We start from the raw sequence: 23,207 nt of genomic DNA on the forward strand, positions 1-23,207 counted from the left end.
GCATCACAGCATCCCCCAGGAGCGGGCGTATTCCACGCGGATTTCGAAGTCGCCGTCGTCGAATCCCGCAGCCCGCAGCTCCTGTTCGAGCCGCTCGTAGGATTCGCCGTCGCGTTCGGCGCGCACGCCCTTCCATGAGATCGTGACCTGCCAGTCGTCCGCATCGCTGATCGACCGCAGTGCGCGCAGCACGCGTTCCACCACAGTCGCGCGTTCGACGCGTTTGCTGAGCGCCTCGGACGCCTCGTCCAGCGACAGTCGTGTGCGACGGAATGGTCCATCGAGGAAGGGAATGTCGACGATCACATGCCATACGACGGGCAGTCCGCCGTCGGCAGTCGCAGTGTTGTCGGCATTCGCGGCGTCGTCGGAATCGGCGACGGTCACCCGTTCGTCACCCACGGGTCGGGTCTTCAGCAGGGCTACGAAACTCATGAGTCTGCTCCTTCGTTATGGGATGGTTCGGGTCGAGGATTCGTCAGGCCACCGGGATGTTGGCCCAGAAGCCGGGCAGGATCACCGCGGAGAGGATGAATCCGAGGATGATGTTCACGATCGCGCCGATGCTGAATGCGGCGGCGGGCTTCCAGCCGAGCGAGGAAAGCTGGCCGAAGCGCGTGGTCAGACCGATCGACAGGAACGTGAAGGTGAACGCCCACGTGCGCAGTTCCTTGATCGGGGTGATCAGATCGCTGGTGACGCCACCGGATGCCGCGGTACCCGCCACCGCGATCACGATGGTGAGGAAGATCGAGGCGATGAAGAATCCGATCACGAACTTGGGGAAGCGGTGCCAGATCTGCGCCACGTCAAGCTTCTGCTTGGGCAGGGTGGCGGGGTCGCGGCCTTCGGCCTTGGCCTCCTTGATCTGGTCCTGACGGTCCCAGTAGGTCACGGCGATGAACGCGAGGATCAGGCACCACACGCCGATGAAGATATCGCGGCCGACCACCTTCATCAGGGTGAAGGCGGCGATGCCCTGCTCGCCGAAGCTGCTGGCCGCGGTCACGCCGGCCGCGTCGGCGAACTCGGAGGTGCCGACCCAGGCGCCGGCCACACCGTCGGGCAGACCGAACGCCTTGCCGAGTGCGGTGAGCAGGAAGATGGAGATGATGGCCCATACGACCACGATGGAGATCACCGCGGAGACGTGCTCCTTACGGCTCTTGACGGCACTACCCACGGCGATGCCCGCGGAGACGCCGCAGATGGAACCGCCGGCGCCGAGCGTGGCGGCGAAGCGCTTGTCGAGTCCGAACAGGCGGGTCGCGGCGAAGTAGATCACCAGGAAGGTGGATACGGCGATGAACGTGGCCTGCAGGAATGCGACCGGTCCGGCCTTGACGATGGTGGTGAACGGCAGGGTGGCACCGAGCAACACAATGCCGACCTTGACGAACAGTTCGGTGCGCAGCGCGCCGCCGAAGAACCGTTCGAGGTTGATCAGGTTGCCAAGCAGCAGGCCGATGACCAGCGCGACAAGCGGCGCCTCAAGATTGTAGGAGCTGGCGAACTTCGACGAGCTGAACACGTTGACGATGAAGCTCAGCACGAACAGTGCGAGGAATCCGCCGAGGAACGCCTGCACCTTGAGCCTGAGGAAGTACGCGGCCACGCCGAACACCACGGCGAACAGGGCGAACAGGGCGAACAGGGCGATGATGTTCGGCAGTCGCTGGATGAGTCCGGCCGCATGCGTGGTGACGCCGTTCTTGGTCACGTCGCCGCCGTTGAACAGGAACGCCCAATCACCCCAGCTGGGGATCTTGGCGGCGAACACGTTGAAGGTGCCGCCGAACGCCCAGATCACGAATCCGAGCACTACGATGCCGAGTCCGATGAACGTGGCCCACCAGTCCTCGCTGCCGAGGATCTTGCGTCCTTCGGCGGCCGCCGGGACCGCTTCCTTGACTCCACGCTTGGCGGTTTGCCTCACCGCCACCGGTTGTGATTGCGCCATGATGGTTTCCCCTTCTTCCTTGCACGACCGATGCCGATCCCCATCGGCATTGTCCGTGATCACATTCGGCGCCACGACGCCTGACTACCGCGGTACCGAACATCTTGTCTGTTGACTGACGTCAGCTTGTTGATGGTTTGTTAGTTGTGTTGCATTGATTGATGAATTGGCCGCAACGGAACGGATTCAGGTCTGATGCCACATCTGCGTATTGAATTCCCCCGACGCGTGTCCCCCACCGTCAAATGAATCCCGTCGTTGCGAAACGTTGCGTGGCAACCTTCGTTCCGTTGCGTAGTTCCGATGCTAACGACCCGACCTCATCCAACGCAAGCTTCGCGTTACAACAAAAATCCGCGCGTCGCCATCGGAATAATCAATAACGTCGCGCGGATCGGAAATCAGCCGTGATCAGGCACAGCCGGGCACAGGCTCACACGATCAAGCAAAGAATTCGGTGTAGATCGCGTCCTTGGCGCGGTTGAACGCATCGCCGACCCGCTTGCGCGGCGTGCCGAGATCAACGTGCTCCACGCGTTTGATCTCACCGGGATGCGGTTTCATCACCACCACGGTCTGTCCAAGGTACACGGCTTCGTCGATGTCATGCGTCACGATCACCATCGTGATGTGCTCGGCCTGCCAGATGCGCAGCAGCTGGTCCTGCAGCTTGATCTTGGTGATGGCATCGAGCGCGCCGAACGGTTCGTCGAGCAGTAGGATCTTCGGCCGGTTCGCCAGCGCGCGGGCGATGGCCACACGTTGCGCCATGCCGCCGGACAATTGCTTCGGCAGGGCCTTTTCAAAGCCGTTCAGCCCCACCAGATCGATGTATTCCTGAATGTAGTCGTCGTCGTGCTTACGATCGTCGGGCAGCGCGAATCGAATGTTGTCACGCACGGAGAACCATGGCAGCAGACGATGGTCCTGGAACACGAATCCCTTGTCACGGCCGGGCCCGGCGATGGGTTCGCCGTTCATCAGCGCCGTGCCCTCATAGTCGGTGTCAAGTCCGCCGATGATGCGCAGCAGCGTGGATTTTCCGCAGCCGGACGGGCCGATGATCGACGTGAATCCGCCGCGATCAAGCGACAGCGTCACGTCGTGCAACGCTTCGATCTCACCGTCGTCGGACGGGAAGGTCTTGGTGAGATTACGGATGTCGATGATGCTGTCGGTCATGATCGCAGGTCCGCCGCCTTCGTTGATGGTGATGTCGTCAATGTCGTCATCGCTGTCTCGTCATCGTCGTTCACGGACGACCGTTCACTGCCAGTTGACCACACGACGACGCTGCCACTGCACGAAGTCGTCCATGAACTTGCCGATCACGCCGATGATGAGCATGGCGAGGATCACCACGTCCGGGCGGGACATCGAACGGCCGTCGGACAGCATGAATCCCACGCCGGACGTGGCGCCGATCATCTCCGCGGCCACCACGCAGATCCACGCGCCGGACAGGCCCAGACGGATACCGGTGAGGATCTGCGGCAGCGCGGCGGGCACCACGACCTGACGGATGAACCGCCACTTGGGGATCTCATACACTTCGCCGAGTTCGAAATAGCGCTTGTCGATGCCCTTGATGCCGTCGACGATGTTGACGAACATGGGGAAGAACGCGCCGATGAAGATGATGTACACCTTGGAGTTCTCGCCGATGCCGAACCAGATGATCGCAAGCGGAATCCATGCGATGCCGGGGATAGGACGGAGGATCTGCATGACCAGATCGATCGCGCGCTCGAACCGGCGCGAGACGCCTGCGGCCACACCGAGCACTGCCGCGGCGACCAGGGCCACGAGGAATCCCTCCAGCACGCGGGCGATGCTCACCGCGATGTTCAGCCACAGTTCGCCGTTGGCCGCATATTCGACCGCGGCGCCCACGATCTGCTGCGGCGTCGCCATGGCGACGGACTGGCCGCCGCGGACCACGCCATACAGCGACCATGCCGCCACGAGGACGACGGGCAGCGCCAGATACAGCGCCCATCCGCCGATGCCTCGGGTCGCGGCGGAACGCCGTTTCGCAGTTGCCGTGTTCTTCGCGCCCGCCTGCGTGCGTGAATCCGGTCGCACGACGGTGGCGGACTTCGATTCGATGGCACCCGGACGGAGTGCCGACAATCCCGTAAGTACCTTTTCGACCATGACTGGTCACTCCTTCGTAGTGGCTGTGGTGAATGACGACGACGATGACGTTGATGACGCCGAAGACGACGTTGATACGGCGAGTTTGGTGTCGATGAGTGCGTTGACGTCCACCTGCGATTTGAGGATGCCATTGCGCCACGCGAAGTCGCTGACCTGCGTGACCGCGTCGATATCGTCCTGCTTGAGTTCGGTGGTGAACGTGAGATGGGTCCAGATCCGCTTGAGCATGGCGGCATCCACGCCGAAGTCCTTGGCCACGGCGGCCGACGCCTTGTCGGGGTCCTTGGCGATCAGATCGGCGCCGCGCTGCACGGCACGGTTGTAGGCGCGGATCACGTCCGGGTGCTGCTTCGCATAGTCGGCGGTCGCATAGCTGACCATGTTGCCGCGTTTCACGCCGGTGCCGTCGACGAGCACCTTGGCCGTGCCCTCGCTTTCCAGCTTGGTGATGTACTGCTCCCAGATCACGATGGCGTCCACGCCATGGCTCTGGATTGCGGCGACCTGATCCTCGGCGGACAGGTTCGCGGTCTGCACGTCGTCGAGCGTCAAGCCCTGTTCGGCGAGGCGCAGCGCCAGCAGATGCTGGGCGTACGATCCCGTGGCATAGCCGACTTTCTTCCCTTTGAGATCGGCGACGGATGTGATGGGCGAGTCAGTGGGCACCATGATGGCGAGCGCCTTCTCCCCGTAGGCCACGTTCGACACGATGGTCACGTTCTGCCCGGTGGATTTGGCGATGATGGCGGGGAGGTCGGCCGCGTAGCCGATGTCCTCGTTGCCGGAGGCCATGGCCTCGTTGACGAGCGGTCCGCTTTTGAACGAATCCCAGGTGTAGCTGGCATCGGCCTTGCCGAGTTCGTCCTTGAGGTAGCCGAGTTCGTGGGCCACCCACACGTCGGAGTACAGCGGGTAGGGTTGGGCGGCGATGCGCAGTGTGGTGGTGCCGCTGCCGTTGTCGCGCAGCGCCTTGGCACCGGCGTCGGCGATGAGTTCGCTGGGCCATGCGCATCCGGACAGGGACAGCATGAGCGTGAGCGAGAGCGCGGCCGCGGCGCAACGGCATGCCATGCGCACGCCGTGAAGCCGTCCGCGTATACCACTCCCGTTGCCTGTGCCCATCATGATCCCCTTACGATGTATGTCGCGCCGTCGTACCGGTCCCCTGCGACGAGCCGCGTTGCTCACCATTATCTCCGCGCAATATTGCCCATTCGAGTGAAATCAACGCTTTGGGGTAATCCAAAAATCTTGAGCCGTTTATCAACCGCTGAAATTTCAGCGGTTACGCGTGTATGGTCGCCGCCGCTCGATACGCCGTCCGGCATACCGTTCGATACGCGGCACCATACGGAAAATGGTCCGGCGGACGGGGATGTCCACCGGACCGTGCGGGGAGACTCCAACGACGTCGACGACGGCGATCTTCCCGGGAGACCGTCAACGCCCGGGGATGGCGTCGAGGAGCTTTCTGGTGTAGGCGCTGCGCGGATGGCCGAAGACGTCGTCCACGCTGCCATGTTCCACGATGTTGCCGCGCTCGAGGACGGCGATGTCGTCGGCCAGACCGGCGACGACGGCAAGATCGTGCGAAACGAACACGTAGGTGACGCCCAGCGCCTCCTGCAGTTCCTTGAGCAGGTCGAGGATCTGCGACTGCACGGAGACGTCGAGTGCGGAGACGGGTTCGTCGAGGAACAGGATCTTCGGGCTGATGGCGAGCGCCCGGGCGATGGCCACGCGCTGGCATTGGCCTCCGGAGAGTTCGGAGCCTTTGGCGTCGAGCAGCCGTTCGGGCAGGGAGACGCGGTCGAGCAGTTCGGCGATGCGTTGGTTGCGGCGTTGACGGTTGCCGTAGCCGAATGATCGCAACGGTTCGTCGATCACCTTGCGCACGGTGTAGTTCGGGTCGAGCGAGTCGAACGGGTTCTGCTGCACGAGCTGGAAGTTGCGTCGTTCGATGCGCAGCGCGCGGCCGTGCAGTTCGTGGATGTTGCGTCCGTCGACGAGCACGGTGCCGGATGTGGGTGCGGAGAGTGCGAGCGCGAGTCGCAGCAGCGTGGATTTTCCGGAACCGGATTCGCCGACGATGGCCAGCGTCCGTCCGGTGCGGGCGGTGAGCGATACGTGGTTCAGCGCGTTGAACGCCGCCCCTCGTCCGCCGCGTTCGTGGTACACCTTCGAGACGTCGTTCCAGCTCACGGCGATGTCGTCGGACGGGGTGGTCTCCGCGTCGGCCTGCTCACGCTCGTCGTCCTGCACGTTCTCGTTCACCTGGAACGCGGGTGCGCAGGAGATCAGATGCCGCGTGTATTCCTCGTGGGGATGGTCGAGCACCTGACGCGTCTCGCCGTGTTCGACCAGACGCCCGTTGTGGATGACCAGCAGTCGTTGTGTACGGTCGGAGGCGACCGCCAGATCGTGGGTGATCATCACGAGGGTGATGCCGCGCTTGCGTACCAGTGATTCAAGTACGTCGAGGATGCGTTTCTGCACGGTGACGTCGAGTGCGCTGGTGGGCTCGTCGGCGACGATGACCTCCGGTTCGCTGGCCAGGGCCTGGGCGATGAGCACACGCTGCTGCAGTCCGCCGGACAGTTCGTGCGGATATTGCCGGTAGCGCAGTTCGGGGCGGTCGATGCCGACTTCGGTGAACAGGTCGATGACGCGCTTCCGCGCATCGTCACGTGACTGTTCGGGATGGCGCAGCCGTACGATCTGTTCGGTCTGCTTGCCGACGGTCATGGTTGGGTCGAGGTTCGTTCGCGGGTCCTGCGGAACGAATCCGAGGACGCGGCCGCGAACCCGCCGCCATTGCCGTTCGTCGGCATGGGTGAAGTCCTCGCCGAACAGCGAGAAGGTGCCGGTGATGTCGGCGTTGTCGGGCAATATGCCGAGGAACGTGTCGACCAGGGTTGATTTTCCGGAGCCGGATTCGCCGACAATGCCGACGGTTTCGCCATGTCGGACGGCGAATGTCACATCGTTGACGGCGGTGACCGATCGGCGGGACGACCGGTAGGTCACGCTCAGATGCGAGACCTCGATGACCGTGTCATTACCGTCGTTCGTTGCGATTTTTCCCGTCGCGGTTCCAGCCGCCGTTGCCGTGGGTTCAGCACTGCTCATCGTTCACCTCGTTTCAGATTGTTCGCCAGCACGGTGGCGGACAGCACGGTCAGGACCACCACGAATCCGGGGATCAGCGATATCCACGGGCTGGTGATGAGATAGTTGCGACCGTCGTTGATCAGGGAGCCCCATTCGGCGGCCGGCGGTTTCGCACCGAAGCCGAGGAAGCTCAACGTGGCCACCGACATGATGACGGCGCCGAATTCAAGCATGGCGAGCACAGACACCGGTCCGAGCACGTTGCGCAGAATGTGCGAGAACACGATGCGCAACGGCGAGACGCCGGACACGACGGCCGCCTCCACGTAGGCGTGGTTCTTGATCTTCAGCGTCTGCGCACGAGTGGTGCGCGCGAAACCCGGAAGACTGGCCACGCCGATGGCGACCGCGACTGGCGTGGTGCCGAAGCCGATGGCCGTGACGATGGTGATGGACAGCAGCAACCCAGGAATGGACAGCAGCACGTCGACCGAACGCATGAGCGCGGTGTCCACGATGCCGCCGACGTAGGCGGATGCGATGCCGATGATGAGACCGCCCACCACGGCGATGGCCAATGACAGCAGGGACGCCGTCACGGTGGCGTGCGCGCCGTAGATGGTTCGCGAGAACAGGTCACGGCCAAGCTGGTCGGTGCCGAACCAGTGTTCGGCACTCGGCGCCTGGAACATGTGCACGGGGTCGGTGGCGTACGGATCCTTGCGGGCCACCACCGAAGGGAACAGCGAGGCGATCAGTATCACCACGGTGAACAGTCCCGCCAACGTGGTCGAGACGCTGCTGTGTGCGCGCAATCCGTTTCCGATCCTGCGCAACACAGTGGACACGGACTGACTGTATGACGATGTACTGTGCATGGATGTCTTCACCGATTCGAGTGATTCAAGTTGTATGGCGTTGCTCATCTCACACCTCCTTGGCGATATGGGAGATTCGCGGATCAAGTAACGGATAGATCAGATCGACCACCAGATTGACGACGACGAAGGCCGCGGCCGCAAGCAACACCACGCCCTGCACGACGGGAAAATCCTGATTCTGCACGGCCTGCTGGATCAGGAGGCCCACACCCTGGCGGGAGAACACGGTCTCCGCCACGATCGCGCCGTTCACCGTACCGCCCACGATCAGGCCAAGCATGGTCAGCGCCGGGAGCGAACCGTTCTTGATGACATGACCGATGACGATCGACCGACGGCTGAAACCGTGCGCCTTGGCCGCCACAATGAACGGCTCACGCATCACGGTGTCGAACCCATCCATGAGCAGTCGTGACAGCATGGCGCTCACGGGGATGGCCATGGTGACCACCGGCAGCACCATCGTCTTCCATCCGCTTTGCCCGATGGACGGCAGCAGCCCCAGCCAGAAGGAGAACACCTGCATGAGCAGCAGACCGATCCAGAAGGTCGGCACCGACACCGACAGTGTGGGCAGCGCCTGCAGGATCGCGCGGACGGTCTTCTGGCGGAAGTACGATGCGGCGAACGCGAGCGCGAACGCCACGACCACCGCCAGCAGTATGGCGAGCAGACTGACGGATATCGTCATGCCGAGTCGTGTCGCGATCAGCGAGGCCACGTTGGAACCGTACTGGTAGGAGGTGCCGAGGTCGCCGTGCAACGCGGCGAACAGCACCGTGAAATAATGCCGTACCGGCGATTCATCGAGTCCGAATTCGGAACGGACCTGGGCGATGGCGTTCGGATCACCCACGGCCTCCTGCATGCCTCGGGCCACCAGAATCGACTGTTCGACGTTCTTGGGCAGTAGGTTGAGGATCACATACGTCACCGTGTAGGCGGCCCAGAGCACCAGGACCGCCTGCCCGATACGCTTGGCGATATACACCGCATATCCTTTGGGATTCATGATTGCGCGCCCCACTCGTCACTTCGACAGCCACGTGTCGGTGAAATCGACGGTGGTCTCCACACCGAACCGGGTGCCATGCACCTTGTTGGATACGGCAAGATCCTGGGTGCGCTCGCTGAGCGGAATGGCCGCATAGTTCTCCTCGATGAACTTCTGGAACTTCGAGTACTGTTCCAGACGCGCCTCCTTGGTGGTGCCCTCGTCGGCCTGCTTGAGAATATCCTGGGCCTGCTTGAGCTTGTCGGGGGTCAGCGAGTGAACGCCGCTGTAGAAGGACGGCTGATCACTGTAGATGAGGTCGAACACGTTCGGATCGTTCTTGGCGTTGTAGGGCGTGGTCACGAAGTCGTAGTCGCCGCTCTGTACGCGCTTGAGATTCTCGCCTGCGGAGGGGTTGATGTCCACCTGAAGGTCGATGCCCACCTTGCGCAGCTCGTCGATCAGCAGCTCCTGGCCGGTGCGCTTGGTCGCATCGAACCATACGATCGTCAGCTTCTTGCCGTCCTTGTGACGGTAGCCGTCGTCGCCCTGCTTCCAGCCGGCCTCGTCGAGCAGTTTGTTGGCCTTGTCCACGTCGTAGGTGGTGGTGTCGGGCGATTTCACCAGTCCGACGCTGGTGGCGTCGTAGACGCTGCCGACCACCGGGTATCCTTCGCGGTACACCGTGGTGGCGTATGTGGCACGGTCGATGGCGTAGGAGAGCGCCTGACGCACCTTGATGTCGCTCAGCGGCTTGCCGTCCGCCACATTCGGGTAGATGTTGAACGCCTGTCCGGGGATGGAGTGCGACTGGATGGTGCCGCCGGCGGCCTTGATCTGCGCCACGGCGTTCCGCGTGAACTGTTCGGTGGTGGCGGCGTGGATGGCGTCGGCCTGTCCGCTGGAGAAGGTGCCGAGTCTCACGGATTCCTCGGGCACGTACGAGATCTCGATGGTGTCGAGGTAGGCGGCACCCTGATGCTTGGCGAGCTCACTGGTCGGCTTGTAGTCGGCGCGACGCTTCAGGATCGTCTTCGTGTTCGGATCGTACTGTTCCAGCGTGAACGGTCCCGTGCCGTACACGCCCTGGCCGGAGCAGCGCTGTGCGGCCGGAATGTCAAGCGACTTCGGCGCGATGATGCCGAACTTCGTCGACGCCGTGGAATTGAGGAACGCAAGGTTCGGTGTCGAGAACGTTACCGTCACCGTGTTGGCGTCCGTGGCCTCGGCCTTCTCCAGCGTGTTCAGCGACAGCACCTTGGAGATGGCCGCCTGCTTGGACAGCGATTCGATGTTCTTGACCACGGCGGCCGCGTCGAGCTTCTCACCATCCGAGAACGTGATGCCCTGCCTGATGTGGAACGTGTACGTCTTCGCGTCCTCGCTCACCTGCCAGTCGGAGGCGAGCCGCGGCACCAGCTTGCCCGTGTCCGGGTCCTGATCGGTGAGCGATTCCACATAGTTGCGCACCACCGTGCGCGGACCGGAGTCGGAGATGGCCTGGGACGGGTCGATGCACTGGCCGGTGTCCGGGAATTGGATGAGCCGCAGCGTGCCGCCCTGCTGAGGCGTTCCGGCATTGTCGCCGCCGCTCGCCGACGAGCTGCCGCATGCCGCGAGCGCCGCGATGGTGGCCACGGATGCGATTGCCGCGAATGCCTTGCCTATGCGACCGGACAACGGTCGATTCTTCCGATTGTTCATGATTGTTCCCCCTTCGTGTGCGACTCCCCAAAGCCGCGTGATGTTGTGGTTCCCCTATACGAGTGATGAATCTGATACGAGTGATGGGTGGCTGGTCAGCCGCGCGTCCAGACGGTACGGCCATTCTTGATGGTTTCCAGCACGTGAAGGCTGCGCAGGCTGTCGTCCGGAGCCCCGGTCTCGTCCAACGGCACCGACAGCGGGTTCTTCTCCAGAATCACCAGATCGGCGCGCTTGCCGGCCTCCAACGTGCCCTTGTCGCGCTCCTCGCCGTACTGGTATGCGGCGTTGGCGGTGATGGCACGCAATCCGTCAGCGACGCTCACCCGCTGGTCGAGATCGAGCTGGCGTCCGCTTCTGGTGCGTCGTGTGGCACCCGCCCAGACGGTGTCAAGCAGGTTCGGCTTGATGATCGGCGAATCGTTGTGGAACGTGTACCGCAGCCCCAGTCGTTTGGCGTCACCGGCGGCGGAGATTCGACCGCCTCGTCTGGCACCGAAGTTCTTCACATGCACGTCTCCCCAATACCAGGTATGCGCCACGAAGAACGATGGAATGCCGCCGAGTTTCTGCAGAAGTTCCAACTGGTCTTGACGGGCGAGCTGGCTGTGGATCATCACCGGACGCAGATCGTGCTTGCCGGGATTCGGCGAATCGTGCAGCGCTCGCTCGTAGGCGTCGAGGAACCGGTCGGATGCCGCGTCCCCGTTGGTGTGCACGATGAGCTGCAGATCGTTGTCGATGGTTTTGCGCGCGGCCTGGTAGACGGCCTCCTCGCTGACCGACGGGCCGCCACGGTATCCTTCTCCTTCCGGACCGGGCGTGTACGGCTCGGTCACCCATGCGGTACGCGCCTGCGGGGAGCCGTCCAACACGACTTTGAGACCGCCGATGCGCAGTCCATTGTGGTAGGTTTCGCCCACGTAGGTCGCGTAGTCGGCGAGCACGCCGTCGGAATCCCGACCACTGACCGGGTACGCGACCACGTCGAGGCGCAGACCGTGCGTATTGGCGAACCGGGCGAAATCCGCGAGCGGCTGCCGCCCGGAAGCCCCGTCCTGCGCCGTGGTGATGCCATTCGACAGGTAGACGTCCTGCGTGGCGTCGCCGAGCTCATCGAAGTCGACGACGCTGCGTTCCGCCGCTGCGGCGCGGATGCGCCAAGCCGCCCCCTCGGCCGCGTACCCGTTGATAAGCCCGTCCGCGTCGCGCCCGAAGGTGCCTCCGAATGGGTCGGGGTCGTCGAGATGGATGCCGCTGACCTCCAGCGCCTTCGTGTTGGCGGCGAGCACGTGACCGGAGACGTGGACCGCCACCACCGGAATGGTGGTGGACACGCGATCCAGATCATGACGTGTCGGATGCTTGCCGCCGGCAAGCGTGTTCTGGTCGTATCCGTTGCCGATGATGATGCCGCTGGCATCGATGTGACGCTGCTGTGCGAAGTCGCGCAGACGGTTCACGACATCGTCGATGTCCTTCGTATCGTGAAGATCGGCGGTGGTGAAATAGTGGGCGATGGCCGACAGATGGCCATGCGCGTCGACGAATCCGGGCAGCAGCGCGGCGCCGTCAAGATCACGTTCCTCCACGTTGTCGAATTCCTTGGCGCGAGAACGAGCCTCGTCCTCGTCGCCGACGAATACGATACGGCCTTCGGCATTCGTGAGCAGCGCCTGGGGCTTCGGTGCGTTCTCGAAGTCCGGCGTGGCGGTCAGGATGTCACCGCCCACGAACAGTCGCGGGCGGATTTCCTCGGTTTCGGAATACGGTTCATCAGACATGGTTTCCCCCTTACGTGATGTCGATGACTGATTCACGGAATCATGAAGGCGAATATCGAATATGCCGACGGCATCCCCTTGAGACCGTTGACCCTTCGTGTGCGATCGTGCCGGTGTGAATTCGAATACGGCTGAATTCATATCGGCACTGTGATGATTCCGTACGATGTCGCGGACCCCCATCCGCGTCGTCGTTGGTTGCCATACTAGCCGCACGAAGACGTCGCCTGAACCGAAATCGGCGGATTCGCTATAGCGGCTGGTTATGGCCGTCACGCATTCGCCATGGTTGTCCCGTTCTTTCACTTGTCATAACCGGCCCCTATAGAGAACGGCTATGCCTCACACGGCCTCATGCCTTGCAATTCCAATGGTTTCAAGGATCTATGAGCGCTCATAATCAATCCCTATAATCCCGTTCACCATTTTTCGCCCGCAGACGACTACCAGCCGGTACGCTGGAATGGATGTCGAATCGTTAAGGGATGAGCGGTCCGGCAGCCAACAATCGTCACACGATGGGAGACAATCTTGAGCACAGTCGTACTCTCTCCGCAGGAGACCCGTATCAAGGAGCAGATCGAACACCAGCCGGTCAAGCTCGAGCACCACACGCGAGCCAACGACATTCTGGCCCGCATTCGCGCGGAGAAACCGCACGTCGATGTGGAACGCGGACTGCTGTTCACCGAAAGCTTCCGTCAGACCGAAGGCGAGCCGCTCGTGCTGCGCTGGGCCAAGGCGCTCTACCACTACGCGGAAAAGGCCACCGTGTACATCGACCAGGATCAGCTGATCGTGGGCCGTGGCGGCAGCGAGGGCCGTTACGGACTGCTGTACCCGGAACTCGACGGCGATACGCTCGATCTGGCCATTCAGAAGCTGCCAACGCGTGAAAGCTCGCCGTTCGACATCAGCCCCGAGGACGCTCGCATCATCGTCGAGGAGATCGCCCCGTATTGGAAGGGCAAGACCTTCCACGAGGATCTGGCCAAGGCGCTGGGCCCGGAGACCATGAAGCTCACCTACAACCCCGACGAGGCGCTCACCTCCCGTTACGTGGTGAACGAGACCGCATCGTTCCGTTCGAGCCTGCAGTGGGTGCACGACTACGACATCGTGCTGAAGAAAGGCTTCGGCGGACTGCGTGCCGAGGCGCAGGAGCGTCTGGCGCAGCTCGACGAGTTCTCGCCGATCGACAACTGCGAGAAGCGCCCGTTCCTGGAGGCGGAGATCCTCACCGCGGACGCGATCATTCTGTGGGCCAACCGTCACGCCGACCTGGCCGAGCAGCTGGCCGTCGAGGAGTCCGATCCGAAGCGTGCCGCCGAACTGCGCCGCATCGCCGAAACCTGCCGCTGGGTGCCCGAGCACCCGGCCCGCACCTTCTACGAGGCCATGCAGAGCCAGTGGTTCACGCAGCTGTTCAGCCGCATCGAGCAGAAGACCGGCACCATCATCTCCAACGGCCGTATGGACCAGTACCTCTACCCGTTCTACAAGGCGGACAAGGAGGCCGGACGCATCACCGCCGACGAGGCGCAGGAGCTGTTCGAATGCATGTGGGTCGATATGGCCCAGTACATCGACCTGTACCTGTCCGACGCCGGTGGCGCGTTCAACGAGGGCTACGCACACTGGGAGGCGGTGACCATCGGAGGCCAGACCCCGGAGGGCTACGACGCCACCAACGAGCTCACCTACATTCTGCTCAAGTCCAAGCGCGAGTTCCCACTCAACTACCCGGATCTTGCCGCCCGCATCCACACCCGTTCCCCCAAGCGCTACCTGCGCGAGGTGGCGCTGACCATCAAGAGCGGCGAGGGCTTCCCGAAGCTGCTCAACGACGAGGACGTGGTGCCGCTGCTGCTCAGCAAGGGCGCCAAGTTCGATGAGGCGCTCGACTACTCCGTGTCCGGATGCGCCGAATGCCGTATGCCGAACCGCGACACCTACACCAGCCCGAACGCCTACATCAACTTCGCCGCCGCACTGGAAATGGTGATGTACAACGGCCGCATGCTCAAGTACGGCGACGAGGTGCTGGGCCTGGAGACCGGCGAATTCGAGGACTTCACGAGCTTCGACGACCTGTTCGCCGCGTTCCTCAAGCAGCAGAACAACCTGCTCAAGCACGCGTTCATCCAGCAGCATGAGATCATCCGCCTGCGCGCCGAGCACTTCGCCACCCCGCTGGGCTCCATGCTGCAGAAGCTGTGCCGCGACTCGTGCATCGACCTTCACCAGCCGAAGATCCCGGGAGGCATCGACCTTGGCTACCTCGAGTACATGGGCTATGCCACGGTGATCGACTCGCTTGCCGCCATCCGCAAGCTCGTATTCGAGGATCACGTGATCACCCTGCACGAGCTCAAGGAGGCGTGCGCACACGACTTCGAAGGCTACGAGGTGATCCGCCAGCTGCTGAAGAACGCCCCGTCCTACGGCAACGACGACCCGTACGCCGACGAGATCGGCAAGGTGCTCGACCGTACCGCGCAGGAATTCACCGCCAAGTACTCCGAACAGATCGGCGTGCACATGGACATCCGTCTGGTGCCGTTCACCAGCCACGTGCCGTTCGGCAAGGTGGTGTCGGCCACGCCTGACGGCCGTCGCGCCTACACGCCGCTGTCCGACGGATCCTCCGCCGCGCAAGGTGCCGATCACGAAGGCCCCACCGCGATCCTGCTGTCGAACTACCTGACCAAGAACTTCGACCACAACGAGCATGCCGGCCGACTGCTCAACATCAAGCTCTCCCCCGGCTGCGTGGCCGGCAAGGAAGGCACGGAGAAGCTCGTCGAGTTCATCGAGACCTGGCGCGACCTCAAGCTGTGGCACGTGCAGTTCAACGTGATGAACAACGAGACGCTGCGCGAGGCGCAGAAGCATCCGGAACTGTACCGGAACCTCATCGTGCGCATCGCCGGATACTCCGCGTTCTTCACCGAGCTGTCGAAGGATCTGCAGGACGAGCTCATCTCCCGCAACGAGCAGGAAGCCTTCTAAGACATCCTGATTCCACGCGCCGTGAGCGCCTCACACTCATATACATATATATAAATAAATACATATTTATATATATCGACTCATGGTTGTGGGATTCCCAGCCCCTGCGGTGGGAATCCCACAACCTTCTCCGGTCATTGCCATATTCCCGTTTCCAACACCACGCCCGAGGCTCCTATGCAATCGTCACTCGTCAGCCGCATCCTCGAGGATCGCAGCCGCTCCTCCAAGCCCACCGGCGAATGGCGCAAACTCATGCCCAAGGACTCGGCACTGGTGTTCAACATCCAGCACTATTCGCTGCACGACGGCCCGGGCATCCGCACCATCGTGTTTCTCAAAGGCTGCCCGCTACGCTGCCCGTGGTGCAGCAACCCCGAATCGCAGCGCTTCGGCCCCGAGGTCAGCTACGTGGCCGACAAATGCATCGCCGGCATGGGTTGCGACCGATGCGCACTGGCCTGCCCGGGAGCGGTGCGTACCGCACCGGGAACCGACACCATCACCCTCGACCACGAACGGCTCGACCGCCTCGATCTCAACGAGATCACCGCCTTCGCCAAAACCTGCCCTTCCAAGGCACTCACCCTGGAAGGCCGTCCCATGCGCGTGGACGAAATCCTCGACGTCGTGGAACGCGACGAAGTGTTCTTCGACCGCAGCGGCGGCGGTCTCACCGTATCCGGCGGCGAACCGCTCTCCCACCGGACGTTCCTCACCTCCCTGCTCGCCGGCGCCCACGATCGGGGCATCTCCACCGCCATCGAAACCTGCGGATACGCGCCCTACGCCTCGCTGGCCAGCGCCGCCGAACATCTGGACTACGTGCTGTTCGACATCAAATCCATGAACGATGCGAAACACCGCGAATGGACCGGCTTCGGCAACACCCGCATCCTCGACAACTTCCGCCGCCTCTGCGCCGACCATCCGGAAATCCCCAAACTGGTACGCACGCCGATCATCCCCGGCTTCAACGATTCACGCGAGGACGTGGCCGCCATTCTCGACTTCCTGCACGGACTGGGCGGTGCCGACGCGAACATCACCTATCAACCGTTGCGCTACCACCGTTTCGGTGAAGGCAAGTATCACGCCCTCGGCCGCAACTATCCGATGGGATCAGTCAAGCTCGACGACGACCTGTTCAACGCGATCCGCGACGATGCGCTCGCGTCCGGTCTGGCCGCCGAAGCCCTATACCACGACTGATCTCATGCACGGGAACTGGCGATCGTCGAGTTCTACGCAGAAACAATATTTTGGGGTATGAGCGTTGTTGTCACTCATACCCCAAATCGTCATAATGGAGAACTCGGCGACTACCGCTCTCACGCGTGAATCGCGGCGGAGATCCTCGTCTCCAGCGTGCGGAACTCATCGGTGTCCCGCACGGCGTCGATGTCCTCGGGGTGCTCCGGGTCGCGCGGCACGTCCACCGGGATGTCCATCAGCACCGTGCCCGGATGCGCACTCATCACCACCACGCGCGTACCGAGGAAGATCGCCTCGTCCACGCTGTGGGTGATGAAGAACACGGTCTTGCGCTGCTCCTGCCAGATGCGCCGCAACTCCACCTGCAGATTCTCCCTGGTCAGGGCGTCCAACGCGCCGAATGGCTCATCCATCAGCACCACGGCCGGGTCGGCGGCCAGCACTCGCGCGATCTGCGCGCGCTGCTGCATGCCGCCGGACAGCTCATATGGCTTGCGATCGGCCGCGTCGGACAATCCGACCATCGACAGATACTCATGGGCCACACGTTGACGTCGATCGGCGTCAACGCCCTGCATGCGCAGACCGAATTCCACGTTGCGTCGCACGTTCAGCCACGGATACAGCTGCGGCTTCTGGAACACCACACCGCGTTCGGGACTGGGTCCGCTCACCGAACGTCCGTCGATGAGGATCTCCCCTTCGGTGGGCTGGTCAAAGCCGGCGAGCATGCGCAGCAATGTGGTCTTGCCGCATCCGGACTGTCCCACCACGGTGATGAAGTCATGCGCGTTGATCGTCAGGTTGACGTCGTGCAGCGCGGTCACGTCCTCGCCGCGGTCGGTGTGGAATCGTTTGGTCACGCCTCGGATGGCGACGGCCGGTTGGGTATCGGTCATGGTTCTCCTACTCGCCTACTTGCTTGCCTTCTGAATCGCGTCGGTGTAGAGCGCCGAATCATAGCTGGATGCCACGGAGTCGAGTCCGCCTTGGCTCTTCAGGAACTCGGCGGTCTTGGAGAATACGCCGGGCAGATCATCAAAGGCCTTGGCCTGCTCCGCAGCGTCGAGATACGTGTACCCCTTGAGCTGCTGGCGCACCTGATCAGGCTTCACATTGAGCTGCACGGCGATGGAGTCCACGGCCTTGTCGTCGGCCTTCTTCACCTGCTGCACGGCGTGGTTCTCCACTGCGGTCCAGGTGTCAAGCACCGCCGGATTGTTCTTGATGAACGTGCTATCGGCAAGCTCCAGATCGTAGGTCGGCGCACCGGTCTTCGCGGTTTCGGCACTCGACGTCACCGTGGTGCCGCCCTTCTCCTTGAGCTGGCTCAGCACCGGGTCCCACACCCATGCGGCGTCGATCTCCTTGCGCTCCCACGCGGCCGGCATCTTGTCCGGATCAAGGTTCACCAGCTTCACGTCGGACTCGGTCAGGCCCGCCTCGCTCAGGGCCGACAGCAGGCTGAAGTGCGACGTCGATCCGAACGGCACGGCAATGGTCTTGCCCTTGAGATCCTTGATCGAGGACACGCCCTGCGCCTGCGTCACCAACGACTCGGCCTCACCGATCACATCGTTGATCCACACCACCTGCACCGGCAGGTTGAGCGGACCGCTCACGGCCTTCACCGACGGGCTGGACCCCAGCAGCGCGATGTCCAGAGACTTCGCGCCGAACGCCTGCAGCACATCGGCACCGGAGTTGAACTGGCTCCACTTGATGGTCGCCTTGGGCAGGCAGGACTCCAGCAGCTTCTGATCCTTCACCACCAGATCGGCGTTCGGAATGGCCTGCCATCCCACACGCACGGTTCCGGTGAAATCGTTGTTGACATCGGTCGGGCAGGCGCCGTTTGCCGACGATGCGTCGGTGTTGCCGGCCACCTGATCAGCCGTCTTCATACCGCCGCACGCCGTGAGCGACAATACCGCGGCCCCCGCCGCGATCACGGACAATGCCTTGCGCAGCCACGCATTCGATGATTTCGATGAAACGGGCATGGTTCTTCCCCCTTGTTGATAGTGATGTTGATTGCCATGCCGCACCTTGTGCCAACGACGCTTGTGCCAACGACACTTGCACCAAGGACAAGCCTCCGGCCAAAGGTGCGTTCAACCGTGGTCCGCAAACCCCCATTCACGAACCACGATCACAGATATTCGATGTGTTCGACGCCGCGAAACGGCTACCGCGCTACTCCTTGCCAACCCACGGCGTAAGCGCGCGGATCACCAGCTGGATCAGCCCGTCAAGCACCAGAGCGGCCACGCCGATCACCAGAATGCACGCGATGGTCAGCGGCGTGTTCATTTCGGTACCAGACAGGTAGGCGAGCGCGCCGATGCCCGGAATACCGTTGTTCAGCTCGGCCGCCACCACCGTGGTCCACGCGAATCCGACGGCCAGTCGAATGCCGTTGAGAATCGACGGCAGCGTGCTCGGGAACATCACATGCACCAGCAGCTGCAGTCGGTTCGCGCCCAACGAGAGCGCCGAATTCAGACGATCACGGTTCACGCTGGAGATACCGTCGATGGTGGCGAGCACGATCGGTGGGAACGCAGCGAGGAACAGCAGCCAGATCTTGGTGGTGTCGCCGATGCCGAACCAGACGATCAGCAGACCGATGTATCCCAGCGGCGGCAACGCACGGATGAAGTTGATGTACGGCATCACCAGCCGGTTGAGCACCGTCACGTTGGCGAGTACGAATCCGACGAGCACGCCGAATCCGATGGCGAGCGCCAATCCCACGCCGATACGCTCCAGGCTCATGAGCAGATGCTGCCACAGGAAGTACTGCTGCACACCGCAGACGATGCGATCGGAGCCGGCCGCGATCGGATTGCAGGTGTTCGCCTTCACGAACGCGTCCCACACCGCCGCCGGACTCGGCAGATACAGCGGGCTGACCAGCTTGGCCGCGGTCACCGCCCACCATGCGATCAGGAACGCCACCAGGGAGATCACCCCCTGCGCCTTGCTCACGGTCACCCGACCGTCGGATTTCACCGATCCGTTTCCTCCGGGCTGGCCGAATACGCTACGGATTCGCTCCGTCACCTTGGATGCAGGTATGCTTACGGCGGTCATTGACGTTCCTCTCGTTCGTTGTGCTTGTCTGCATTCGCCGCGCCGCCCGAGGCAAGCCCGCGATACAGGGCCAGTAGGTTGTCGTCGGTGATGACGACGGGATTGTTGTCAAGATTCGGATGATGACTGTCACGTACCAGCGCCGCAATGTCGGACTCACCAAGTCCGAGATCGGCGATGTTCTCGCGCAGCCCCAGCGTTCGCCGCAGATCGGCGATGGCGTCGGCCAGTCCGTCGGCGTCCCGATATCCCAGCGAACGCGCCAACGCATTCACCCGTCCTTCGGGGTCCGCCGCATTGATCCGCGTGAAGTAGTCAAGCGTGAGCGCGCACGCCTCGCCATGCGCGATGCCGTACCGGTTCGTCAGCGGGAACGAGCAGGCGTGACTGGACGTGGTCTTCGGCAGGGTGAACGCCAGTCCGGCCGTCACCGACGCCTCGCACATGCGCTCGCGCGCCTCCCGATCGTCCGGCGTGGTGAACGCCTTCGGCAGGAATTCGAATACGAGCCGGGCGGCATGCACGGCGAGCGCGTCACAGATCGGCTGATGACCCACACTCCAGTAGCCTTCGATGGCCTGGCTGAGTACGTCCATTCCCGTGCATGCGGTCACATATGGCGGCACGGTATAGGTGAGTTCCGGATCGATGATCGCCAGTTCCGGGTAGAACCCGTTGGACACGATGGGTTCCTTGACGCCCGCCGCACGATTGGTCAGCACGGAGACGCAGGTGACCTCACTGCCGGTGCCGGCTGTCGTCGGCACGGCGATCAGCGGCAGGTGGGTGAGTGGCAACGGCTTGCCGGTGCCGTGATAGTCCGTGATCGAACCGACCGATTCACGACTGCCCGCGCCGATCACGGACGCGGCCTTGGCAAGGTCGAGCGCGCTGCCGCCGCCGAGCGCCACGATGAATCCGATGTCCTGCGTGCGGATCAGTTCGGCACAGGCGTCCACTTCGGTCACGTCGGGGTTGGGGGAGAAGTCGCTGAACACGGCTTCGATCGTGCCGCGACCGTGGTCGAGCACGCGCTGGGCCAGACCGGAGCGCACACTGTGCCCGCCGGCCACGAGAAGCCCGCGATACAGTCCGCGTTCACGTGCGACCTCGCCGATTTCAGCCACGCGACCGGCACCGAACCGTATGTCGACCGGCTGCGTGTAGTTCCATTTCATATGACGATGCCTCCCCGAGAAACGGCGCCCGTCGGCCCTGTTCCTGACGTCGTGGAATACGAATACTGCTGTTGTGACGGACCGCACCGGAGGCATCCCCTCCTCCGACGCGGTCATGCGTGGGTTCCGGCGTGTCGTCGGAATCCGTATACCACAATATTCTCCTCAAATCGCGAAACATCAGAAAAACGAAAAAAGGCCTATAGGCATTCGCTATGACGGATTACTATTCCGCATAATCCTTGACATTCCGCGGTATTGACGACGTTTCGTCCGCGCGGAGTCGCCGCGTATACTGCCTATCAGCTCACGACGTCCGTGGGCGTTCCAATGATTTCAGTCCGGTTTCGGAAGGGGTTTCGATATGACGTTGACCGGCGAGGAAGTGGCACATCTTCACGAGCAGTATGTTCTGCAGCCGTGGGCGAAGCAGGGGGTGCCCGCCACACCCATCAAACGCGCCGAGGGCATCTACTTCTGGGATTACGACGGTAACCGGTACGCCGATATGAGCTCGCAGATGGTGTGTTCCAATCTCGGTCACCAGAACAAGGTGGTGGTCGAGGCGATCAAGCGTCAGGCCGACGAACTGTGCTATATCGCACCAAGTTTCGCCGTGGAGCCGCGCGGCAAGCTGGCCAAGCTGCTGGTCGACATCGCCGGGGCCGATCATTTCCAGCGGGTGTTCTTCACGCTGGGCGGTTCGGATTCCAATGAGAACGCCATCGAGATCGCCCGCTTCTATACCGGACGTCCGAAGATCCTCTCCTGCTATCGCTCCTATCATGGTTCCACGCTGGGCTCCGCGTTCGCGAGCGGCGACTGGCGTCGTTTCGCCTACGAGGTGGGCGGTGCAGCCCCGTCGTTCATTCATTTCCTCAATCCGAGTGTGTACGAGGACGGCTTCGATCGCACCGAGGAGGACGAGACCCGCTGCACACGCCAGTATCTGCGTCAGCTGGAGGAGCAGATCCGCTATGAGGGGCCGGAGACCATCGCGGCCGTGCTCATGGAGTCGATCGTGGGCGCGAACGGTGTGCTGATCCCGCCGAAGGGTTATATGGAAGGCGTGGCGAAGCTGTGCCGAGACAACGGCATCCTGCTCATCTGCGACGAGGTCATGGCCGGATTCGCGCGTTCCGGCAAGATGTTCACCTGGCAGAACTTCGATCTGGTTCCGGATCTCATCACCTTCGCCAAGGGCGTGACCGGTGCCACGGTGCCGCTTGGCGGCGTGATCGCCAGCAAGGAGATCTCCGCGTTCTTCGAGAACCATCCGCTGCCCTGTGGCCTGACCTATTCCGGGCATCCGCTTGCGTGCGCCGCCGGCGTGGCCGCCACCCAGTATTATCTGGACAACGACATCTGCGGCCATGTGAAGCAGTTGGAGGGCGTGCTCAAGCCCGCGCTCGAAGAGTTCGTCCAGCGTCACGCCTGCGTGGGCGAGGCACGCTGCATCGGTCTGTTCGCGGCGCTTACACTGGTGACCGACAAGAGCACGCGTGAACTCATGGCCCCGTACCATACGTCGAACGGCCGCATGCCCGCCATCTTCGCCGAGCTGAAGCGTCGTGGATTCTACACGTTCGGCCGCGAGTCGAACCTCAACGTCTGCCCGCCGCTCATCATCACCGAGGACGAACTGCGCGAACAGCTCGCCACGCTCGACGACGTCCTCACCTGGGCCGACCGCAAATTCTGCAACGCCTGATAACCGCATCCGACACCACGGGTATTACCGGACGTCTGGGTATAACCGGGTAGGTTAGCGGCGAAAAAGAAGGTGTTCGTGACATGGTTATACCCAGAGCCGGTGTTCATGACCCGGTTCGACCCAGAACGGACCGGGATTCGATTGGGGAAAGGTATTACGGGGCTGGCTTTGTGGCCTTCTGCTTATTGCGTGATAAGCCCCGACAACAATGGCATCTGGCTAGGAACACTTGAAAATGAAAATAGGTGCGGAAATTACAGAAGAAGACTTTACGCGGTTCCTAAAGAGTTTTGAATCGAATTTGGATAAGGACGAGACTCCAACAACATTCGGTTTCATTGAGTCTGTATGTCAAAGACTCTCCACCGTGGATCCTGACGGCAATCCGACATTCACAA

The 23,207-nt window shown here is 62.4% G+C and carries 17 protein-coding genes; 3 read left to right on the top strand and 14 right to left on the bottom strand.

All coding sequences use genetic code 11. From position 1 onward, the window contains the following. Window positions 1-3: 3 nt before the first annotated feature. The 10 genes from EP30_RS08910 to EP30_RS08955 form a co-directional block, all read right to left on the bottom strand. Window positions 4-435, bottom strand: a complete 432-nt coding sequence (locus EP30_RS08910; RefSeq protein WP_140557986.1) for a hypothetical protein — start codon at window positions 433-435, stop codon at window positions 4-6. A 43-nt stretch (window positions 436-478) separates the two neighbouring features. Beyond that, the gene (locus EP30_RS08915) at window positions 479-1,960 is read right to left on the bottom strand and encodes a YeiH family protein (protein WP_140557988.1); all 1,482 of its coding nucleotides are present in this window, start codon (window positions 1,958-1,960) and stop codon (window positions 479-481) included. Window positions 1,961-2,401: 441 nt separating this feature from the next. Next, window positions 2,402-3,142 (bottom strand): ABC transporter ATP-binding protein, encoded by a 741-nt coding sequence (locus EP30_RS08920; protein ID WP_140557990.1) that lies wholly within the window; start codon window positions 3,140-3,142, stop codon window positions 2,402-2,404. 84 nt (window positions 3,143-3,226) lie between these two features. Continuing rightward, the gene (locus EP30_RS08925) at window positions 3,227-4,117 is read right to left on the bottom strand and encodes an ABC transporter permease (RefSeq protein ID WP_140557993.1); all 891 of its coding nucleotides are present in this window, start codon (window positions 4,115-4,117) and stop codon (window positions 3,227-3,229) included. Between the two features lie 6 nt (window positions 4,118-4,123). Next, a complete protein-coding gene (locus tag EP30_RS08930) occupies window positions 4,124-5,191 on the bottom strand; it encodes an aliphatic sulfonate ABC transporter substrate-binding protein (RefSeq protein ID WP_181160856.1) in 1,068 nt (355 codons plus the stop codon). Between the two features lie 369 nt (window positions 5,192-5,560). Beyond that, entirely contained in the window at window positions 5,561-7,249 is a 1,689-nt protein-coding gene (locus EP30_RS08935; RefSeq protein WP_140557999.1) for an ABC transporter ATP-binding protein, read from the bottom strand. Further along, on the bottom strand, window positions 7,246-8,157 hold the full coding sequence (locus EP30_RS08940) for an ABC transporter permease (RefSeq protein ID WP_094663819.1): 912 nt from the start codon (window positions 8,155-8,157) through the stop codon (window positions 7,246-7,248). Before EP30_RS08940 ends, EP30_RS08935 begins: the two co-directional genes overlap by 4 nt. Window position 8,158: 1 nt before the next feature. Next, the gene (locus tag EP30_RS08945) at window positions 8,159-9,124 is read right to left on the bottom strand and encodes an ABC transporter permease (RefSeq protein WP_140558002.1); all 966 of its coding nucleotides are present in this window, start codon (window positions 9,122-9,124) and stop codon (window positions 8,159-8,161) included. A gap of 18 nt (window positions 9,125-9,142) precedes the next feature. Next, window positions 9,143-10,810 carry an ABC transporter substrate-binding protein gene (locus EP30_RS08950; protein ID WP_140558004.1) on the bottom strand — a complete coding sequence of 556 codons (1,668 nt, stop codon included), beginning with the start codon at window positions 10,808-10,810 and terminating at the stop codon, window positions 9,143-9,145. A 95-nt stretch (window positions 10,811-10,905) separates the two neighbouring features. Further along, window positions 10,906-12,594, bottom strand: coding sequence for an amidohydrolase (locus tag EP30_RS08955; protein WP_140558007.1), 1,689 nt, complete (start codon window positions 12,592-12,594; stop codon window positions 10,906-10,908). Window positions 12,595-13,125: 531 nt separating this feature from the next. On the opposite strand from EP30_RS08955, the gene EP30_RS08960 reads away from it, so the two are divergent. Both EP30_RS08960 and EP30_RS08965 read left to right on the top strand, forming a co-directional pair. Then, window positions 13,126-15,606, top strand: a complete 2,481-nt coding sequence (locus EP30_RS08960; RefSeq protein WP_140558009.1) for a pyruvate formate lyase family protein — start codon at window positions 13,126-13,128, stop codon at window positions 15,604-15,606. A gap of 177 nt (window positions 15,607-15,783) precedes the next feature. Continuing rightward, entirely contained in the window at window positions 15,784-16,818 is a 1,035-nt protein-coding gene (locus EP30_RS08965) for a glycyl-radical enzyme activating protein (protein WP_219846811.1), read from the top strand. A gap of 119 nt (window positions 16,819-16,937) precedes the next feature. Here EP30_RS08965 and EP30_RS08970 read toward each other — a convergent pair whose 3' ends face one another. From EP30_RS08970 to EP30_RS08985, 4 genes are all read right to left on the bottom strand, one after another. Then, window positions 16,938-17,720: an ABC transporter ATP-binding protein gene (locus EP30_RS08970; protein WP_140558012.1), complete on the bottom strand. Its 783-nt coding sequence runs from the start codon at window positions 17,718-17,720 to the stop codon at window positions 16,938-16,940. Window positions 17,721-17,735: 15 nt separating this feature from the next. After that, window positions 17,736-18,824 (bottom strand): ABC transporter substrate-binding protein, encoded by a 1,089-nt coding sequence (locus EP30_RS08975; protein WP_140558014.1) that lies wholly within the window; start codon window positions 18,822-18,824, stop codon window positions 17,736-17,738. A 193-nt stretch (window positions 18,825-19,017) separates the two neighbouring features. After that, window positions 19,018-19,917, bottom strand: coding sequence for an ABC transporter permease (locus EP30_RS08980; RefSeq protein WP_094663805.1), 900 nt, complete (start codon window positions 19,915-19,917; stop codon window positions 19,018-19,020). After that, window positions 19,914-21,095 (bottom strand): iron-containing alcohol dehydrogenase family protein, encoded by a 1,182-nt coding sequence (locus EP30_RS08985; RefSeq protein WP_140558016.1) that lies wholly within the window; start codon window positions 21,093-21,095, stop codon window positions 19,914-19,916. The genes EP30_RS08980 and EP30_RS08985 overlap by 4 nt, the downstream gene beginning before the upstream one ends. Before the next feature lie 364 nt (window positions 21,096-21,459). On the opposite strand from EP30_RS08985, the gene EP30_RS08990 reads away from it, so the two are divergent. Continuing rightward, complete coding sequence (locus tag EP30_RS08990) at window positions 21,460-22,806, top strand: aminotransferase class III-fold pyridoxal phosphate-dependent enzyme (RefSeq protein WP_140558019.1); 1,347 nt, start codon at window positions 21,460-21,462, stop codon at window positions 22,804-22,806. Window positions 22,807-23,207: the final 401 nt, after the last annotated feature.

The sequence above is a fragment of the Bifidobacterium sp. UTCIF-39 genome (genome assembly GCF_006408715.1).
Lineage (GTDB): Bacteria > Actinomycetota > Actinomycetes > Actinomycetales > Bifidobacteriaceae > Galliscardovia > Galliscardovia tissieri.

Bases quoted from the DNA above. Each gene is read 5' to 3' on its own strand.
- EP30_RS08980 (WP_094663805.1), bottom strand. From the start codon at position 19,917: ATGACCGCCGTAAGCATACCTGCATCCAAGGTGACGGAGCGAATCCGT.
- EP30_RS08925 (WP_140557993.1), bottom strand. From the start codon at position 4,117: ATGGTCGAAAAGGTACTTACGGGATTGTCGGCACTCCGTCCGGGTGCC.
- EP30_RS08910 (WP_140557986.1), bottom strand. From the start codon at position 435: ATGAGTTTCGTAGCCCTGCTGAAGACCCGACCCGTGGGTGACGAACGG.
- EP30_RS08950 (WP_140558004.1), bottom strand. From the start codon at position 10,810: ATGAACAATCGGAAGAATCGACCGTTGTCCGGTCGCATAGGCAAGGCA.
- EP30_RS08990 (WP_140558019.1), top strand. From the start codon at position 21,460: ATGACGTTGACCGGCGAGGAAGTGGCACATCTTCACGAGCAGTATGTT.
- EP30_RS08920 (WP_140557990.1), bottom strand. From the start codon at position 3,142: ATGACCGACAGCATCATCGACATCCGTAATCTCACCAAGACCTTCCCG.
- EP30_RS08940 (WP_094663819.1), bottom strand. From the start codon at position 8,157: ATGAGCAACGCCATACAACTTGAATCACTCGAATCGGTGAAGACATCC.
- EP30_RS08975 (WP_140558014.1), bottom strand. From the start codon at position 18,824: ATGCCCGTTTCATCGAAATCATCGAATGCGTGGCTGCGCAAGGCATTG.
- EP30_RS08935 (WP_140557999.1), bottom strand. From the start codon at position 7,249: ATGAGCAGTGCTGAACCCACGGCAACGGCGGCTGGAACCGCGACGGGA.
- EP30_RS08970 (WP_140558012.1), bottom strand. From the start codon at position 17,720: ATGACCGATACCCAACCGGCCGTCGCCATCCGAGGCGTGACCAAACGA.
- EP30_RS08955 (WP_140558007.1), bottom strand. From the start codon at position 12,594: ATGTCTGATGAACCGTATTCCGAAACCGAGGAAATCCGCCCGCGACTG.
- EP30_RS08965 (WP_219846811.1), top strand. From the start codon at position 15,784: ATGCAATCGTCACTCGTCAGCCGCATCCTCGAGGATCGCAGCCGCTCC.
- EP30_RS08985 (WP_140558016.1), bottom strand. From the start codon at position 21,095: ATGAAATGGAACTACACGCAGCCGGTCGACATACGGTTCGGTGCCGGT.
- EP30_RS08915 (WP_140557988.1), bottom strand. From the start codon at position 1,960: ATGGCGCAATCACAACCGGTGGCGGTGAGGCAAACCGCCAAGCGTGGA.
- EP30_RS08945 (WP_140558002.1), bottom strand. From the start codon at position 9,124: ATGAATCCCAAAGGATATGCGGTGTATATCGCCAAGCGTATCGGGCAG.
- EP30_RS08930 (WP_181160856.1), bottom strand. From the start codon at position 5,191: ATGGCATGCCGTTGCGCCGCGGCCGCGCTCTCGCTCACGCTCATGCTG.